Annotated in this window: 15 protein-coding genes; 13 read left to right on the top strand and 2 right to left on the bottom strand. The window is 45.9% G+C overall.

Annotated features, from left to right (window positions below):
* Positions 1–41: 41 nt before the first annotated feature.
* Both H0486_RS16540 and H0486_RS16535 read right to left on the bottom strand, forming a co-directional pair.
* Complete coding sequence (locus tag H0486_RS16540) at positions 42–281, bottom strand: SHOCT domain-containing protein (RefSeq protein WP_330392401.1); 240 nt, start codon at positions 279–281, stop codon at positions 42–44.
* 105 nt (positions 282–386) lie between these two features.
* On the bottom strand, positions 387–983 hold the full coding sequence (locus H0486_RS16535) for an N-acetylmuramoyl-L-alanine amidase (protein WP_228354049.1): 597 nt from the start codon (positions 981–983) through the stop codon (positions 387–389).
* A gap of 241 nt (positions 984–1,224) precedes the next feature.
* On the opposite strand from H0486_RS16535, the gene H0486_RS18480 reads away from it, so the two are divergent.
* The 13 genes from H0486_RS18480 to H0486_RS16475 all read left to right on the top strand — a co-directional run bounded on the left by H0486_RS18480 (position 1,225) and on the right by H0486_RS16475 (position 16,618).
* Positions 1,225–2,637: a LuxR C-terminal-related transcriptional regulator gene (locus H0486_RS18480; RefSeq protein WP_323163557.1), complete on the top strand. Its 1,413-nt coding sequence runs from the start codon at positions 1,225–1,227 to the stop codon at positions 2,635–2,637.
* 133 nt (positions 2,638–2,770) lie between these two features.
* Positions 2,771–3,289, top strand: a complete 519-nt coding sequence (locus H0486_RS16525; RefSeq protein WP_228354048.1) for a hypothetical protein — start codon at positions 2,771–2,773, stop codon at positions 3,287–3,289.
* Between the two features lie 19 nt (positions 3,290–3,308).
* Positions 3,309–5,372 (top strand): hypothetical protein, encoded by a 2,064-nt coding sequence (locus H0486_RS16520; protein ID WP_228354047.1) that lies wholly within the window; start codon positions 3,309–3,311, stop codon positions 5,370–5,372.
* Between the two features lie 44 nt (positions 5,373–5,416).
* On the top strand, positions 5,417–6,097 hold the full coding sequence (locus tag H0486_RS16515) for a hypothetical protein (protein ID WP_228354046.1): 681 nt from the start codon (positions 5,417–5,419) through the stop codon (positions 6,095–6,097).
* 12 nt (positions 6,098–6,109) lie between these two features.
* Entirely contained in the window at positions 6,110–8,515 is a 2,406-nt protein-coding gene (locus H0486_RS18875; protein ID WP_228354045.1) for a zinc ribbon domain-containing protein, read from the top strand.
* Between the two features lie 3 nt (positions 8,516–8,518).
* On the top strand, positions 8,519–9,847 hold the full coding sequence (locus H0486_RS16505) for a zinc ribbon domain-containing protein (RefSeq protein ID WP_228354044.1): 1,329 nt from the start codon (positions 8,519–8,521) through the stop codon (positions 9,845–9,847).
* A gap of 13 nt (positions 9,848–9,860) precedes the next feature.
* A complete protein-coding gene (locus tag H0486_RS16500) occupies positions 9,861–10,220 on the top strand; it encodes a zinc ribbon domain-containing protein (protein ID WP_031576611.1) in 360 nt (119 codons plus the stop codon).
* A gap of 611 nt (positions 10,221–10,831) precedes the next feature.
* Positions 10,832–11,611: a hypothetical protein gene (locus H0486_RS16495; protein WP_228354043.1), complete on the top strand. Its 780-nt coding sequence runs from the start codon at positions 10,832–10,834 to the stop codon at positions 11,609–11,611.
* 552 nt (positions 11,612–12,163) lie between these two features.
* Positions 12,164–13,507: an IS21 family transposase gene (gene istA, locus H0486_RS16490; RefSeq protein ID WP_228354042.1), complete on the top strand. Its 1,344-nt coding sequence runs from the start codon at positions 12,164–12,166 to the stop codon at positions 13,505–13,507.
* A gap of 277 nt (positions 13,508–13,784) precedes the next feature.
* Positions 13,785–14,276: a pirin family protein gene (locus tag H0486_RS18595; RefSeq protein ID WP_330594562.1), complete on the top strand. Its 492-nt coding sequence runs from the start codon at positions 13,785–13,787 to the stop codon at positions 14,274–14,276.
* Positions 14,273–14,623: a pirin-like C-terminal cupin domain-containing protein gene (locus H0486_RS18590; RefSeq protein WP_330594561.1), complete on the top strand. Its 351-nt coding sequence runs from the start codon at positions 14,273–14,275 to the stop codon at positions 14,621–14,623. Before H0486_RS18595 ends, H0486_RS18590 begins: the two co-directional genes overlap by 4 nt.
* Before the next feature lie 105 nt (positions 14,624–14,728).
* Positions 14,729–15,292 carry a 6-carboxytetrahydropterin synthase gene (locus H0486_RS16480; protein ID WP_228354041.1) on the top strand — a complete coding sequence of 188 codons (564 nt, stop codon included), beginning with the start codon at positions 14,729–14,731 and terminating at the stop codon, positions 15,290–15,292.
* A gap of 450 nt (positions 15,293–15,742) precedes the next feature.
* The gene (locus H0486_RS16475; protein ID WP_228354040.1) at positions 15,743–16,618 is read left to right on the top strand and encodes a phosphatase PAP2 family protein; all 876 of its coding nucleotides are present in this window, start codon (positions 15,743–15,745) and stop codon (positions 16,616–16,618) included.
* The last annotated feature ends 6 nt before the right edge of the window (positions 16,619–16,624 follow it).

Genomic DNA, 16,624 nt, shown 5'->3' with positions numbered 1-16,624 from the left:
GTGTGACATATTACCTCTGAAACGAAGTTATATCAACGATTTCAAGGCATAATCTCGGCTAATAGCGGCGAGAAAGTTTTGCGATTTAATTCGGTTATCTTGTTGAATTCCGACAAGGTAATTAAATCTTTCTCAAGCATAGAAGTGAGTATTTGCTGCGCTCTCACATAATCAACTTCGCGCTGCATTTGCTCATGCGGAGTAGAGTTCACTTCACCATCGATTTTCTGCCCTTCGCCAATAGGGCAACGCATTAACTCAAGTTTCTGTTCATTGAACACGAGAAACCACCTCCTCGCTATACGGAGAAAAGTGGAGCGTTTTATACACCTATAAATAAAAAAAGCCCGCAGAGTTTTTATGCTCCGCGGGCATGATAATAGTTATCACGAATATTTAATGAAAGCATCCTTAAATCCTGCCGCCTTAACTTTCTTAAGCATGGCGTCAGCATTTGCTTTGACAGAGTATGCACCGACTTGAACTCGGTACAGTTTCTTTGGATCGGTGGAGGTAGGCGCTTCTATTGCTGACAGCAACTTTTTAACTTCGGCACGGAAAGTATCCATTGACTTCCCGTGTTTAGGAAACCAGTGCCCGGGGTCGGCATGGTTACTGGCGATACCGCGCTTATGCCCTTCGTAATGCCCAATGATCACGTCATCTGCCATTGGGTCGAGCTTGTACTCTTTGCAAAGATAGGCGCATAATTCAGTTGCTTCTTTATACACAGCATTGAAGTAGGCGGCATCGGTCAGTCCATCTTCACAAATTTCAAAACTGATATGAGTATCGTTGACTGAGCCTTTTGAACCGGAGCCACCATGCCAACCTCGATGATTCCACGGGAGGGTTTGGTATGTTGCGATACTGCCATCCGCCAGTTTGCCAATAAAGGCATGTACACAGACCTGCCGCCCATCCGGCTTATCCTGATTCCAATGGTTATTATACTGGTTCTTGCCCAATACCGGCGACGGCATTAACTACGCACCAGACCACGACATACCGGCTTACAAAGAAGTGTTTGAGATGATTTTTGAAGCGTTGAGCCAAAAATCGCACTATCTCAAAATGTCTGGCGAATGTGAATGAGTTATTTGGAATAATCTGGACCATAATTCAGGCGATATAAAAAGGTTCTGTTAACTAAAGATGAAAAAATGAGATTTGAAATGCGAACCGGCATAGAAAAATGAAAGAATCAAGAGAGGAGGTTATCACATGAACGGCCATAAACCAATAAACGCCCGCAGGTTTTCTGTTGCCGGATTTTCATTTCTCTTTGCCTATATTCTGTCGTTTCAGTTTGAGGGGCAGGTGCTATACAGCCTGCTGGATTTGCGTGGAACAGACGCCGACCGTTACATACTGGCTGCAATTATCGCACATTTTGCGGGGCTTTTTACCTGCGGTCTGTTTGTCAAATCACAAGCGACCGCCAGAAGCATGATGCTCGGCGGCATGGGCTTATGCTTAGCCGCTTCTGTTCCCTTCTTTTTTGCTCCCTCCTCTCTATGGTTGAGCGGACTGATTGTCAGCGGATACTTTAGTGGCTGCGCAGTGGCGGCATGGGGATTTTTTCTCAGGGCCTTTACGCCCAAGAACGAGCGCATTAAATCCTGCGCCGATGTTCTGATTTATTCCAATCTGCTGATGATTGCAGTCAACGTGTTTGCCATGAACCGGTCGCCGTTTATCGGGCTAAGCCTCTCGATGCTTTGTCTTGTAATCGGTATAGCCTTCATCTGGATGCTGCCGTTGGGGCAGGAGAATGAGCAGAACAAAACATTTAAAAACAAGACGCAAGGCGGCATTAAAAACCAACTGATATTGCTGTGTTTTTTTGTCTTTATCATCACAATTAATTCTGGACTGATGTATCAGGTCATCAATCCTGCTTTTGAGCATCTGACGGGATTGGTAAGCTGGTATTGGGCCGTGCCTTATATCGTAGCGCTTGTTATTATGCGCAACTTACCTATGAAAGCAAAGCGTTCCAGAATTTTGTATATTGGAATGGCAATGATAATAGGAGCGTTCATCAGCTTTATGTTGTTAGGGCGAAATACCTCCGACTATTTGACTGTGGATACGCTGATGCTCGGTGCTTGCGGTATTTTTGATCTGTTTTGGTGGAGCATCCTTGGAGAAATGCTGGATTATAGCGACAATCCCGCACAAACCTTTGGCATTGGGCTTTCCGCCAATGTATTCGGCATCCTTTGCGGAGGAGTCTTGGGGATGGCTGTGACATCTATGGGGCTTCCCGGTGCGGAGGTGGCGGTGATTGCCCTGACAGTGGTGTGCGTTACGCTGGTTATGCTACCGCCGTTGAACAACCAGCTTGTTTTACTGCTGAAAAGCCATGCTTATCTTGCTGCTTATGACAATATGAGCCAGTCACAGCAAACGGACATTGTTCGTCAAACTAAAACTCTTGATCCGCTGACTGTCCGGGAGCAGGAGGTATTGCAGCTAATCCTTTCAGGCAAATCCAACCGGGAAATTGCCGGGGCTTTGTTTATCAGTGAGAGTACTGTAAAAACACATGCAAGGAACATTTTTTCAAAATATGATGTAGGTAGTCGGGCAGAACTCATAAGCACCCTGCTGAAGAATCAAACGATTGAATGATACATAAAACCACATAAATACAGGGTTTTACTGGCCTCTCATACTAAAGTATGAGAGGCTTTTTCTGCAAATTCATCCTTTCGAACGATGCTTTTTAAGGCATCTTTCCCTAAAATTCATACTGGAGGGAGGTATGGTGCAAATGAAATCAATCCGCAAACGACGTAATGGATATGTCTTATTATTCGCAGCCAGTATTTGTTTGGCGGTGTGGTCCGGCATGGCATTTTCGCTGGAAGCGGCACTCGCCTTTGGAGCTATCAGCCTTATCTCTCTCCTGTTATTGTTGAGGCAGAGTCGTCTGCTCTATGACGCAACACTCATTTGGGATAATCGCATCCTCGCAGTGCCATCGGCTCTTATCTCCATACCGGGCCGCCAAATAAAAAAAGACACCGAGGAAACTGTAGTATCTACCTTTGGTGTGTTAATTGGCAGCAGAATCTACCGATGGGGTCTCGACGGGGTACATGGCGTGCGCCTGAGCGCCGTTCAAATTGATAAGGAGCGGATGTACCTGACCTTTGGCGATAAGGATCAGACCATGCGGGTAGAGCTGCTGCACGGTATGCTTTACAAACAGATGGTTGTGGAGGCCGCACAAAAGCTTTGGCACGAAACAGGCGTGCAGGCAGAAATTAGTGATTGGTAATAAAAGGGAGGGGTCTGACATGAAAAAGATAGTATCCATTTTACTCGTGGCGGCGATGCTTTTGACCGGTCTTGCCGGATGCGGCGGTGGTGGCAGCAAAAGCGACGCGGCAACGCTTTCGCCGGAGAGTACCGGCATCAAACTGGAAAACGGCATTAGCGTGGAGCTGGGCAATTATGTGCTGGACGGTGAAGCAGAATTTACCGTGGCAAAGCTTCCCGTGGAAGAAAACAAGAATGAAGGCTATAAGATAGAAGCCTACGACTTCAAGCTGGGTGATATGACTGAGCTTTCGGACTTCATCACACTGCGTATCCCCTATGATACGGTATACTGCGAGGATGGGCAGGACCCGGCAAAATGTGTGGGTGCGAAGTACAAAAACGGAGCCACCGGCCAGTGGGAGGATGTGTTGTTCGAGGTGGACGCCACCGCGAATGAGCTTATCATCTACACGGATCATCTCTCCACCTTCGGCGCGTTTCATGTCAAAAACGAGGGGCAGCGCAATGCCAAAATCACCAGCATTTATGCGGACTTTACCGGCATCGACCAACAGCAGGCGATGGAAACGCTCCGCGAATATGTGGCGGGCGGCGGCGCGGACGGAGGGGAAGCGGCAGGCCTCGCGGCGCGGCTTCTCACAGGCTATAACGGGTTTTTGGGCGGCGTAGCCGGAGCAGCCGGTGAAACGGGCTTCGCTACTGACCTCACGGGTACGATTCTGAACATGGCGTCCCTCGGCAGCCCGACCTTTGATACTGCGTTGGCTGATTCCGCCTACAAAAAGCTGAACAAGCTGGGAAAGGTAGCGGCGGCGGTGAAGATCGGCGCGGTAATGCTGAGTACGGAACAGACAGACGCCGATACCCTCGGCTTATACAAGGACACGGCGATGCTGGCGCTCTCCTATGCCGAATCCACCGCGTGGGGACTTGCCGCCAGCGGACTGTTCATTTTTGACTACACGATAACCAGTCTGTTTGAGCAGGGCTTAGCGATGAAAATGGATAAGATAGACGAGGTCTATGTCTATTTTAACAACGAATACATCAGTAAAGACAGACAGGGCTTTCAATGGACGGCCCGCAGCTTGAAGGATTGGCGGCAGGTGCTGATTGACATAGTCGAAGCCAACCCCAACGAAGCCGACGCCAAGGCTGCCGTCGAAGCGGAGATAGAGCGCTATGCCCGCGTATTCTGGACGCTTAACAGTGCCGATATGGGAGTTGTCGTTTCGGAAATGAAGGAGAAAAACAGTAAAAGTTCCGTCACCATCCCCACCCCCACCGAGGCGGAGATTAAAACCTTAGTGGACGGTTATAAGGCACAGCTTTATGAACGCCTCTACCCGGTAACGCAGTCCGTCAGCGTGTATATGCAACGCAAGGCCGAGGCTGCGTATCTGGCCGCGCTAAACGAGGTCAAAGCGTTCTTTAACCAATCCATCACCTTCAACATCGTGGAGGACGTTCCCGATGGCGAGAAGTCGCAGTATGACGGCTACGCCCTGCGCTTCGCCCCGCTTTCCGAAAACGCGGTGAAGGAGAGCTGGCGCGGTACGCTGAAGGGCGCTGCCGGGGCTTCCACCAAGTTTACCCTGCTTGGCTATGTGCAGGCCGGTTGTCCCAAGGAGCTGCAACTGTTCAAACCCAGCGACGACCCCGAAAGCGACGAGCCGGAGCTGACGCTTGGCTTCAAGCTCTCCGCGCCGGTGACCGAGGTGAAGCTTGGTGGATTGCCGCTGGAGGGGCTTTTGGGCACTTATTCTGCGACATTTACATCTGAAGGTGAGACCGCTACCTACAACTTTACTTTTATGTACTACGAGGGGCAATTAGTATTTATGCCGGAAGGTAAAGATTTTGGCACCGCTTTCTTACTTTTGCCGGGGCCGTATGAATATGACCCGTCCACCGCTACGGCGACTTGTGAAGCGCCAAGTGATGCTTTGTCTTTTTCTACTTATGTTAGATTCATTTCCGAGGAAGGCGCGGTTCGTTTTTCAAGCGACAATACTGTGGAAGATATTAAAGAAGGGAGAACTTCAACAGTCTACGGAGAGGGCATTAAAACTGATTAGGGCAATACTTGCCCATCCATAGCAAAGCGAATCAAGGAGGGCTGATGAAATTGAAGAAAGGCTTGATTGCCGTGCTGATCACGGCCAATGTGATTATGCTGGTCGTCGGCATACTCACAATACCGCCCAATCTACGGTCAGCAGACGGAAAAGAACCTCCGGCGCCGGGGACGGAGCAAACAACACCCGTCACACCATCGCCGAAGGAAGAAGCGCCGCCCACGCCCACGGAGAGCGGAGATATTCCCGCGCCGGAGGAAACTGACACGAGCATATCCACGGAGGAACACCCCGATTTGGAAGACTTCCTCTGGTACACGGAGGATGTGGCTTATGACGGGGTTCCGTCCGATGCGAATATCATAGACAGCATCGACCTGTTGACCGGGAGCTGGAAAGCGTTGATTGTTTACGATCCCAACAACGAATACGATGCGGGCGCGATGGAGTTTCTCAACATCGCTCTTGCTGGTACTGCGGAGAGTCTGAGCCTCACCCTCGACTGGTATCAGATTTTTTGGGCAAACGAGGGAGAGAGCTTCGACGAATCGGACATGGAGGACAGCGTATTTCTTGGCAAGTGGGAAACCGGCGGCCTGTGGGCGTCCGGAGCGGGAACCATTCGCCTAACGCAGTTCTACGAGCTTAACGGGAAACAGTACGCTGTCGGAACGATGGATACGCCCGAAGGGACACCGGCGCTGATGGCGCTGGTACGACCATAAGGAGGTGTAATTATGGAAAAATTTTGTACTAATTGTGGAAAAGAGCTTCATACCGGCGCCCGCTTCTGTGCAAAATGCGGTGCTGAGGTTATTGATCTGCCAGTGAAAACTGCTTCAGAGATACAGTCAAAATCTGTAGACAAGCAAGAGCATAAACTCGAAGCACAGACTCAAGAATATACACCCACCGTTGCGACACCAAAAACAAAAAGTACTCCAGTACCAAAAATGAAGAGCGGGCGCAATACGCTGTGTATAGTGCTTTCAGTGCTACTTTTTATACAGACCACTGTGGTGGCGCTCTACGGCTGGCCGGGGTTTATGGTGGGCGGTGGGGTCAAGCTCCCTTCCATACAGAAGATCGACAGCTTTACCTTGCAGGAAGGGCAGACAGCAGTTTCAACCGACAAAGGTGTGATGATTGATTTTGGACCATACAATTCAATGGACGGAGAAAAGGTTTCAATAAAAGAGCTGTCCGAAGACAAGGACAGCATTGAAGGTGGTACACGCACGGCATATGACATTTCAGCCGGTGAACGCACGGAGTTTGACGGTCTTTTGACCATCACCCTGCCCTATGACGAAAGCGGAGCCGATGCTGCCGATGAGGAAGGCTCTGTGCTGGCGGAGTACTACAACCCCGAAACCGACCAATGGGAGCTTGTGGACTACACCGTAAACACAACCGACAACACCGTTACCATCACCACCGACCATCTATCGGCATACTGCACCGTCACCCTGACGGACTCACATTCGCCCTACGCTCTGCTGTCAAAATTCACAAGCAAGCGTCTGGACGATGAAACCGCCCTTGCCCTTTTGCGCGAGTTTGAAACATCCGGGAAGCCCGGTGAGGTAGGTGACAGTCTATTGAGAGAGTTCTACGGACAACTCTTAGACATTCCAAATCTTGGTGACCCTGAAGCGGGGTTGCTTCATGAGGTCTTTAGCTGGCTGACAGACGCGTTTGAGCTGGCAGAGCAGGGCGTCGGAAACAAATACCTTTCAAGTCTTTGGGAAAAAGGCGGTTATATGCTTTTGGGGCTTTCCGCGTTATCGCTGGGCGACACTATGATCGACGCATACAAAGGCAACGAATCCGCTGAAACGGTGGCGGCGGAGGCGTATAAACTGTCCTACAATGTGGGCGTGGCGGTACTGGACTATAAAAAAGTCACCACCGGCATGGTTCAGCTCTCCATGCTGGGGGTCATTGCTCTCGATTATTCTCTGAACAAATTCATGGTGGCAGCTGACCAGACTTATAAAGACGCCCTGTTTAATGTGGTCATTGCTTACAACGAGAAAATTCATCCATGGACGGAGGCCGAATGGTACGATCGTATTATGGGACTATACAGAACACGAGGCAACAATCCTGAAAAGTTTAACGCCGCTCTACGCGGTATTATGGAGAACTACAGCTCCCGTTACTTCTACGACAACCCGGAGGAGCAGCTTGTAGCAACCAATGAGGCAGGTCTACATGCCTATACTACGGGGCTTCTCCCCGAAACAGACGCCGCCCGTGAGTATTGCATCGAGCAGTATATGGCCCGTTTGGGCGAAAGGCTTCAGCCTGTACTGGACGACGTTATTAAGAAGATAAACTACGACAACCGTAAGACTTACAGCGCGAATGCCACTGAGCTGCGGCAGGCACTCAATGCACCGCTGGAGTTTGAAATAATTGAGGGGATTCCTGACGGTGAAAAGAGCAAATACGCGGGCTGTACCGTTGACATCCGCCGGCCCGATGCCCAAATAGACAAAAATTGGGCGACGGTTCTGGACAAGGATGGGCGGGCAACAATAGACGCCACCATCTTAGGGTATATGCAAGCGGGCATCCCCACACAGCTTCGCCTATGGAACAAGGGTGACGACCCCTACGAGGATGCTCCCATACTGACCCAGGAATTTAAGGTGACGGAAAAGCGGACGGTGATCCCGCTGGGCAGCGTAGCGAAAAAATATCTGCTGTATCAGGATACATTTGAGATAGGAGCATACTACGGCGGCAGGACGATAGATGAATTCTACGACGCCCACGGCTCAATGCGCGAAGGCCGCAGTCTGGACGAATTCAAACGGGATCACAGCTATATCATTACAGTCGAGGGAAAGGGCGCGGACGCTGTGCTGACGGTGATTGACGCGCTGAAAGGCAAAGAGGAATCGCCGCTGAACGCCTTGGGCAAGGACGGTATCGCCGGGGCTTTGGATGCGTCCGGGAACATATTTACCGCCTCATATGGCGACGGCGAAACCATTGAAATCAACTTCGACACGGGCGCGGCATATCTAAACGGTCCTTATACCATGCGGAGTTTTGACAGCTATATGACCCCTGAAAGCCGGGGGCTTCCCAACGGAATGCGCTACGGCGTTCAGCCATACGCGGGAGAATAAATCATGGCAAAAAAGAAAAATCGCAAAAACATCCCCCTGCCCATCCTCATCCTGATTTACGCCGTGCTGCTGTTTGCCATGTATTCGAGCCTCTCTACGCTGGCACTGGCGATATGGGGCGACAGCGTAATGGGTACGGTGGACAGCTATCACAACCGCTTGGATGATAGTGCCGCAGATGTCAACCGCTCCCGGACCATTTCCAAGGGCTATTGGTTTCTGGTAAACGGCAAGGAATACCGGGGCTATGTGATATATAGCAGCGACGAGGCATGGCCGAGCTTGGACGAGGGCGAAACGCGCTCCGAGCGAATCCGCTACCTTAGTGTATTACCTTATGTGAATAAGCCAGCCATGCTGTCCGAATTTAGCGAGATGGGCGAAGGAGGAATTATTTACCTCATTCTTACCCCTATCGGTTGTCTGCTTTTGCTGCTGCTTGTCATACGCACAGCCAGAGGCGGGAAAAAGAAGAAACCAGCGGCGAGGAAACCCGCCGCGCCTCAAATATTCGAAGTAAGGAGTGATACGTATATGTTTTGTCCCAATTGTGGAAACAAGATTACGAAGGGTATGGCTTTCTGTTCAAGCTGCGGCACAAAAATACAAACAAATGTCCCCGGCGAGTGTACGGCCTGCGGCGCAACGCTTCCGGAGGGAGCCGAATTTTGTATTGGCTGCGGAAAGGCGGTGAATTCGGCAACGTCGGAGCCGATGGAACCACACCATGTAGCAACTCCCGCGCCCCCACAGAGCGGCGCGGGGCTGGTGGGTTTCTCCGACAGGTGTCATTCGCCGGAGATACTGGCCGCTGCGGAGAAAAACAAAAAATTCTCCATAGGCTGTATGTGGATATTGGTTTTCGTGCCGCTCATCGGCTTTCCCGTCGCAGGTCTGCTGATGGACGACTTCCCCTTTGGAGAAGCTCTTGTTATCGGCATGGGCATTGCTCTTGTCATGCTGGTCATTAATCTGCTGGCGTTGAGAAGAACCAAGCAACCAATGTGGGAGGGTGTGGTCGTCAATAAGTACAGCAAGGAGAAAAGCGAGCATAGGGGCGGCGAGGATGATAACTACAGAACCTATACGGAATATACCACGATCATTAACACCGATGCGGACAAGAAAAAGACTATCGTGGAAAAGGACAGCGGGCGGCATATGTATGATTATCTCTCCGTTGGTGACAGGGTGCGGTTTCATCCCAAATTCGGTACATACGAGAAGTACGACAAATCTAAAGACCGTATCATTTACTGCAATGTCTGCTCCATGATGAACCCCATACAAAATGACCGCTGCAAGCGGTGTAATAACCTATTATTTAAATAAGGAGGATTTTATAATGGAGAGATTTGACACGCTGCTGGAGGCTGCGGAGTTTTCGGCAACACGCTGCACAAGCTGGAGTTTTGCCACTTCAAATGATAGATACGATGTAAAAGGCTTGCTGGTGCTTGCCGAAACAAGCGATAGTGAAGACCCAATCGATGAGGATAGCTTTTATGTGGTATCGCCTGCCGGAGCTATCGGCTTATGTAACGACGGCGAGGACATCGATTGGCTGTTTCTGTCTGACGCTGCGCCGAATGAGGATCTGCCGCTGACATACCAAGCTGAGCCGCAGATAAAGTTCTGCTCGAAATGTGGCTCCGGCGCTGTTCTCGGTGCTCGATTTTGCGGTCAGTGTGGAACAGCGCTATGAAAATAAAAGGCTAATTTGGATGTGGTTTTAGTTTTCCGTAATCAGTGTGCGTTGCTTTTTGAAATTGAATTCTTCCAAACGAGGGGTGTGCAAAAGAGGTGCAAATTTTAACGATTTGATTTGACCGGTGCATTTTATCAATAGTTAGTACCTTTGCCACCGGAGATGACAGGAATTAAACCCCATGTATCGACTTGTTCCCCCGAACGGATAAAAACCATTGACCTGTTCCCTCGAACAGAACACCCCCATAAAAACCACTATTGAACTGTTCCCGAGAACGGACAAAACGAAAAATACATACCAGACATCAACCTGATGCTCTCATTCCATGTGGAGACGGTGATTCTGCTGATATGACAGAACTCCTCATACGCTCTATTGGTATCTAAGCTTGCGGTTGGTTCATCAGCAAAGATTACAGTGGGTAAAATAGAAGACTCATTGAAGGACTTACAGAAGTGTAGTGGTTGAAAACTGAGCTATATAGTGATAAAATGTATGAGAACAATGAACAAGATAAAGCAGTAAAGTAATAAACTTTAAAGCTATAAAGCTATAAAGCGATAAAGCAAAAACAATAAACAAAGAAGAAGAGGAGAAATCGTAACATGAGAATATCAAAGAGAGTGTACAGTGTATTATTAGCATTAGTAATGGCATTAACCATGATTCCAAGCGTAGCAGGTGCAGCTACAAAAGATAGTATTCCGAAAAAAGTAAGATCCTATGGAACTAATGAAAGAGCGATTGAGATTAGTTTGGCGGATCCGTCTCAATCCATTGATAATATTAAGTCATCCAGTAAGAACATGGTAGTCATGCTTACCGGAGCTGATTATAATTATGAGGATAGAGACGGAGTAAGCAATAAAAATTATCGAAATGATTATTACATCGGAGTACGTAGTAAGAAAAATGGGACTTATAAGGTTACCTTTGATATCATTGACGAGAATAAGAAAAAGGTAGAGACAAAAACAGTTGAGGTATATGCGTATGACTATCCTGTGAAGAGCATTACCTTTGATGGAAAAAAATATAATGGTGAGTTATCAGGAAAGAGTGCCAAGGTAAAGGTTACGCTTGCTTCTGGAAATACAATCAAAAAGCTAGAGTATGGGGTATATAAGTTAAAGAAAGAAAATGAGAATAATTCAAGCAGTGAAATGGCTTATACGACCTTTAAGAATGGTGGGAAGGTAACCTTTGGGACACGTCCGTATTACTATTCAAATGAGTATAGTAATTCTTATGACGGCTATACTAGTCAGTATTCATATTTTAATACTGGTATGAACTGCCCTACTACGATCAAAATTACGTACTATGATAAATACACAAAGCAGAATGAGACAGTTGAATCATATTTTTATAAGTATGTAGACTAAAGTCAGAAGTTGGGATAAACAAGAAGAGATGTTTATGAGCAAGTGAAGGTACTAACTTAGAGGATATTTTCTAGAGAAATTTAGAAGATATCCTTTTAATAATTATGTAGGTAGTAAGGGTATTTATGTTGTAAGCGTCAAATCGCTCGCCTAGGCTAAATATATGTAAGCGTCAAATCGCTCGCCTAGGCTAAATATATTTTTTATGACATACTTTAAAAATGCAAAAAACTAATAGTTTTTTAAAGGAGGTCACTTACCATGGATCAAATAACTCACACTATGCGCTACTCCAGGTGGAAGGATATCATCCTGCAATGCCAAAATAGACCGGCCGGGATGAGTATAAAACAATGGATGGATGAGAATTAAATTAGTGAAAAATCGTATTACTGAATAATCCGGAACTGATTACACCATCTGTCCGGTGACAGGAAACCGCTATTCCAGTATTGTGGAAACCGCCTTTCCGATGATGGAAACCAGCTATATATGTCCCTTATAATGTATCTATGCACCATATGGTGTAAATACATTTAAGGAGGTCATCACATGACCTTCAGCCAACAAAACATTGCTTACAGCTGCAGTGTTTCCAAGAAGACAGTAAATAAGGTTTTAAAGAAAGCCCAAGAACTTAAAATCTCTTGGCCATTATCTGAAACCCAGACCGATGCTGTACTAGCAGAGATATTATTCCCATCTGCTAAATCTCTTTATGAAGGTAAAAACAAACGTATGCCTGACTTTGCCCTCATCCGCAAGGAGCTGCTCCGTAACGGGGTAAGTAAAAAGCTCCTGTGGACAGAATATATGGAGGAGTGCCGCCTTAATAGCGAAGAACCACTCATGTATTCTCAGTTCTGCTACTACATCCAACAGGATGAACAGAAACGCCGCGCTACCATGCATATCAATCGGAAGCCTGGCGAACAGTTGGAAGTTGATTGGGCCGGAGATCCGGCACATATCATTGATCCTGATACCGGTGAAATCATCAATGCCTACGTATTCATAGGTGTCATGACTTATAGTCAGTTTACATATGCGGAAGCATTCATTAATGAGAAACAACGGGCTTGGATAGCAGCGCATGTTCACATGTATGAATACTTTGGTGGCGTTGCAAAGATACTTGTACCAGATAACTGCAAGACCGCCGTTGTTCATAATGGTGGCTGGTATAATCAACAATTTAATACCGTATATCACGAAATGGCAGAACACTATGGAACCGCTATTATTCCAGCAAGGGTTCGTAAACCAAAGGATAAGCCAAATGCGGAAGGAAGTGTAGGAAATATATCTACGTGGATCATTGCTGCACTTCGGAATGAACAGTTCTTTTCTCTAGCCGAGCTAAATCGAGCTATTAAAGAAAAGCTGGACGAGTTCAACAAAAGGCTCTTTCAAAAGAAAGAGGGTAGCCGATTGGACCTCTTCCGCGACGAAGAACTGCCATTGCTGGCTCCCCTACCTGCTACCTCTTACGAACTGGCGGAATGGAAACAAGCCACCGTTCAGTTCAATTATCACATATCTATCGACGGAATGCTATACTCAATTCCATATGAATATATAAAACGCAAAGTCGATGTAAGGGTAACAGATAAGACAATTGAAATCTTCTATAATCATAACCGTATCGCTTCCCATCGAAGGCTGCATGGCCGGAAGGGACAGTACGACACCATCGTGGAACATATGCCGGAAGACCACCAGAAATATTTGGAGTGGAATGGTGACCGGTTCCGCAAATGGGCTGAGCGGATTGGAAATAATACGTACCAGGTAGTGGATGCAATCCTTACCTCCAAACGTGTGGAACAACAGACTTATAAAGGCTGTATGGGAACTGGAGCCACTCATGCCGTGGTCAAAATCACTCCCGGCTGATTGCTACAGCAAGCGCCGTAAATAAACGGCGCTTAAATTAACTGGTGGCGAATGATTTGACGCTTACTTTATGTTGAAGATGGAGATGATTTAATATATAATGTCTATATACTGAAAATAATAGATACTTTACTAGAAATATATAAAAGATGTTTATTTGGCTGGCAATTGAGGTCAAATAGGGCAACTGTCTGATTTTGACTTAAAAACATTACCGCATTTTGCAGTAAACACGGATAACATATGTGTCGTAAATTAAAGGAAGGAGGTATGCTATATGGAACGAAAAATCAGTCAACAAGTTACCGGTTATAGAACTAAGGACGGAGCCGGAGTAAATTTGGTCAGAGTATTGGGAGACCAAACTGTTCGACAATATGATCCCATTTTAATGCTCGATTCCTTTGACAGCACAAATCCGGATGATTATACAGCAGGATTTCCCATGCATCCTCACAGAGGTATTGAGACAATTAGTTATGTGTATCGTGGGTATATGACTCACAAGGATAGCTTAGGAAATGAGGATACGATTGGTGATGGAGAAGTTCAATGGATGACAGCAGGCTCTGGTATTATGCATGAAGAAAGATTGCCGGCTGCGGCGCGGCTGCTTGGTGTACAACTCTGGCTGAATCTTCCCGCAAAGGACAAACTGGCTCCTCCAGCTTATCATAGCATCAAAAACTCAGACATTGAGGAAATTGATTTTAATTGGGGTAAGCTAAGACTGTTGGCGGGCGAGTTTGAGGAAGAAAAGGCTTTATGAGCAAATATCTTCCTCTTAGTTATTACGATTTGCATTTAAACCCAAAAGAAACTGTTATTTTGAATACAGAAATTGAGAGCTCTGTCATGGTGTTTACTCTTTTAGGAGGCGCTTATATCGGGGGTGAGCTGGTAAAAGAAAAGACAGCAGTAAAACTTACCTCTGGCGACCATGTTGAGATAAAGGCCACAGATGAAAAAGCTCAGGTTTTATTCATTAGTTCAAAACGACTGGACGAACCGGTGGCTTGGGGTGGCCCTATCGTCATGAATTCAATGGAAGAATTGAATAAAGCTTTTGATGATTTGAAGAAGGGCACTTTTTTACAAGATAAAATTTCTTATTGAAGTAATTTATTCTACTTAGAATGTGTATGGGCAATTTGTTAAGTTAATTATGTGCGCATACGGGAGCAAAACCACCCGTAAATATATAATGCAAGGAGAATAGCCATGAGAAGTTTTACAACATTAGACCTTCAATATGCACACAGGTTCTATGGATTTAGAGGTGAAGCACAGTACTTGCACGGACATACGGGAATACTGACGATCGAAGTTGAAGACGACGTTAACATGGGAGTCAATATGGTATTTCCATGTAATGAAATCAAGAAGACTGCTTGGGAAGTATTACAAAACTTTGACCACGCGCTTGTTTTGAGAGAGGATGACCCATTGCTTCCAGCGATTCTAGGCGTTTACGAAGCACAGGGAATTAAAGACGGCGCACCGACCAATAAGCAAAAAGGCCCCGCATTTAAAACAGAACTTGCAACAGCATATCCGGAATGTCGTCTAGTTGTTACAAAAGAAACAATGACCGTTGAAGGAATGATTAAAATCGTATACGACTTACTGAAGGACAAGCTGAACATAGTTAAGCTTACGTTTACAAGCGGTGTAAATGGTGCAACAGAAGAATACGAACCTAAAAAGGCTATTGACCGCTGCCCGTTATGCGGTATAGCGTTAAATGAAAATGGCGTTTGCCCGAAATGCGGATATAAGAAATAGTCTGGTTAGAAAGATAATGACTGAGACAAGGCACTCTAAGCAAATATAGAGAGTGCCTTGTATGCTGAAAGGCTGGTGTTTTCAAAAGGGGGAAGCTACGAAACGTTTCAGATTCTGGAATGAAATTACTGATAATATCTAACTACTGAAAAGGCTCGAGTGTAATATATGAGAATGGGAATTAGAGATACTTTGTTATTAGAATAGGAAGAAGACAGTAATATAGAATATGTGAATAGTCTTTCAATATCAGAATTGCGGGAGCAGTTATACAATGCTTTGGTCGAAGCGGAAGATAGAAGAAATAGTTACGGGTAAGGAATTAAGTTATTTAATTAGAAAAATACTATGATATATGCTAATATTATTGGTATAGGATGGCATGCATGGAAAGGCGAAGAATAAATAATATATGAAGATTGAAACGGAAAGACTGGATGGAGGTTTCTTATGGATACAATGATAGAAATTCTCAAGTATATTCAATCCTTTTCCAATCCTTTTTTGGACTCATTTTTTGAACTAGTTACTATGCTAGGAGAGAACATATTCTTTATTGCTGTGATTGCGGTTTTTTATTGGTGCTTCAATAAGACCTTTGGATATAAATTAGCCTTTGTCTATCTTACGAGTGGAGCATTCAATACCATAATAAAAGAAATTGTTAAATTCCCAAGACCTATTGGTTATGAAGGAATCAGATCAAGTAGAATTAAGACCGCAGGGGGATATTCATTTCCAAGTGGACACACACAGCAAGCATCCTCATTATTTATCACATTGATGATGGAATTCAGGAAAAAGTGGCTTTATATCATAGGGGTATTAGGGATGCTTTTCGTTGGATTATCAAGAATGTATTTGGGAGTTCATTGGCCTACCGATGTCATCGGGGGATTGATGATTGGAATATTATGGACAATAACTGTAGTTAAAATATTTGATTGGTCTAAGGATAGGGAAGACCCTGCACTTCTTGGAGTTCTGGTTATACCGATGATGATATGTCTGCTGCTTATTAAAACGGCTACGTATTATAAGGCTGTTGGTGCACTAACTGCCATGTGGGCAGGCTATCTTATTGAAGATAAATATATACACTATGTAACAAAAGCGGTATGGTGGAAGCAGCTCATTAAGCTTGTAGTTGGACTTCTTGGTATTATCTTAATAAGAGTGTACATAAAGATGCTGCTACCCCTTAGCATATATAGTGATTTTTTTAGATATGCCTTAATGGGGCTGTGGATGACATTGTTATCTCCGATTGTCTACCGCATATGTAAAATTGAGGAAAGAGAGACCCTGAAGAATGTTGAGAATTGAGGGGAT

This window comes from Variimorphobacter saccharofermentans (assembly GCF_014174405.1).
In the GTDB taxonomy this organism is placed as follows: Bacteria; Bacillota; Clostridia; order Lachnospirales; family Lachnospiraceae; genus Mobilitalea; species Mobilitalea saccharofermentans.
This window is presented reverse-complemented; position numbering and strand designations above follow the sequence as displayed.

Excerpts from the sequence above, each read along its gene's own strand:
- istA (WP_228354042.1), top strand. The coding sequence starts at position 12,164 with ATGACCTTCAGCCAACAAAACATTGCTTACAGCTGCAGTGTTTCCAAG.
- H0486_RS18595 (WP_330594562.1), top strand. The coding sequence starts at position 13,785 with ATGGAACGAAAAATCAGTCAACAAGTTACCGGTTATAGAACTAAGGAC.
- H0486_RS16500 (WP_031576611.1), top strand. The coding sequence starts at position 9,861 with ATGGAGAGATTTGACACGCTGCTGGAGGCTGCGGAGTTTTCGGCAACA.
- H0486_RS16505 (WP_228354044.1), top strand. The coding sequence starts at position 8,519 with ATGGCAAAAAAGAAAAATCGCAAAAACATCCCCCTGCCCATCCTCATC.
- H0486_RS18590 (WP_330594561.1), top strand. The coding sequence starts at position 14,273 with ATGAGCAAATATCTTCCTCTTAGTTATTACGATTTGCATTTAAACCCA.
- H0486_RS16520 (WP_228354047.1), top strand. The coding sequence starts at position 3,309 with ATGAAAAAGATAGTATCCATTTTACTCGTGGCGGCGATGCTTTTGACC.
- H0486_RS16495 (WP_228354043.1), top strand. The coding sequence starts at position 10,832 with ATGAGAATATCAAAGAGAGTGTACAGTGTATTATTAGCATTAGTAATG.
- H0486_RS18875 (WP_228354045.1), top strand. The coding sequence starts at position 6,110 with ATGGAAAAATTTTGTACTAATTGTGGAAAAGAGCTTCATACCGGCGCC.
- H0486_RS16515 (WP_228354046.1), top strand. The coding sequence starts at position 5,417 with ATGAAATTGAAGAAAGGCTTGATTGCCGTGCTGATCACGGCCAATGTG.
- H0486_RS16525 (WP_228354048.1), top strand. The coding sequence starts at position 2,771 with ATGGTGCAAATGAAATCAATCCGCAAACGACGTAATGGATATGTCTTA.
- H0486_RS16480 (WP_228354041.1), top strand. The coding sequence starts at position 14,729 with ATGAGAAGTTTTACAACATTAGACCTTCAATATGCACACAGGTTCTAT.
- H0486_RS16475 (WP_228354040.1), top strand. The coding sequence starts at position 15,743 with ATGGATACAATGATAGAAATTCTCAAGTATATTCAATCCTTTTCCAAT.
- H0486_RS18480 (WP_323163557.1), top strand. The coding sequence starts at position 1,225 with ATGAACGGCCATAAACCAATAAACGCCCGCAGGTTTTCTGTTGCCGGA.
- H0486_RS16535 (WP_228354049.1), bottom strand. The coding sequence starts at position 983 with ATGCCGTCGCCGGTATTGGGCAAGAACCAGTATAATAACCATTGGAAT.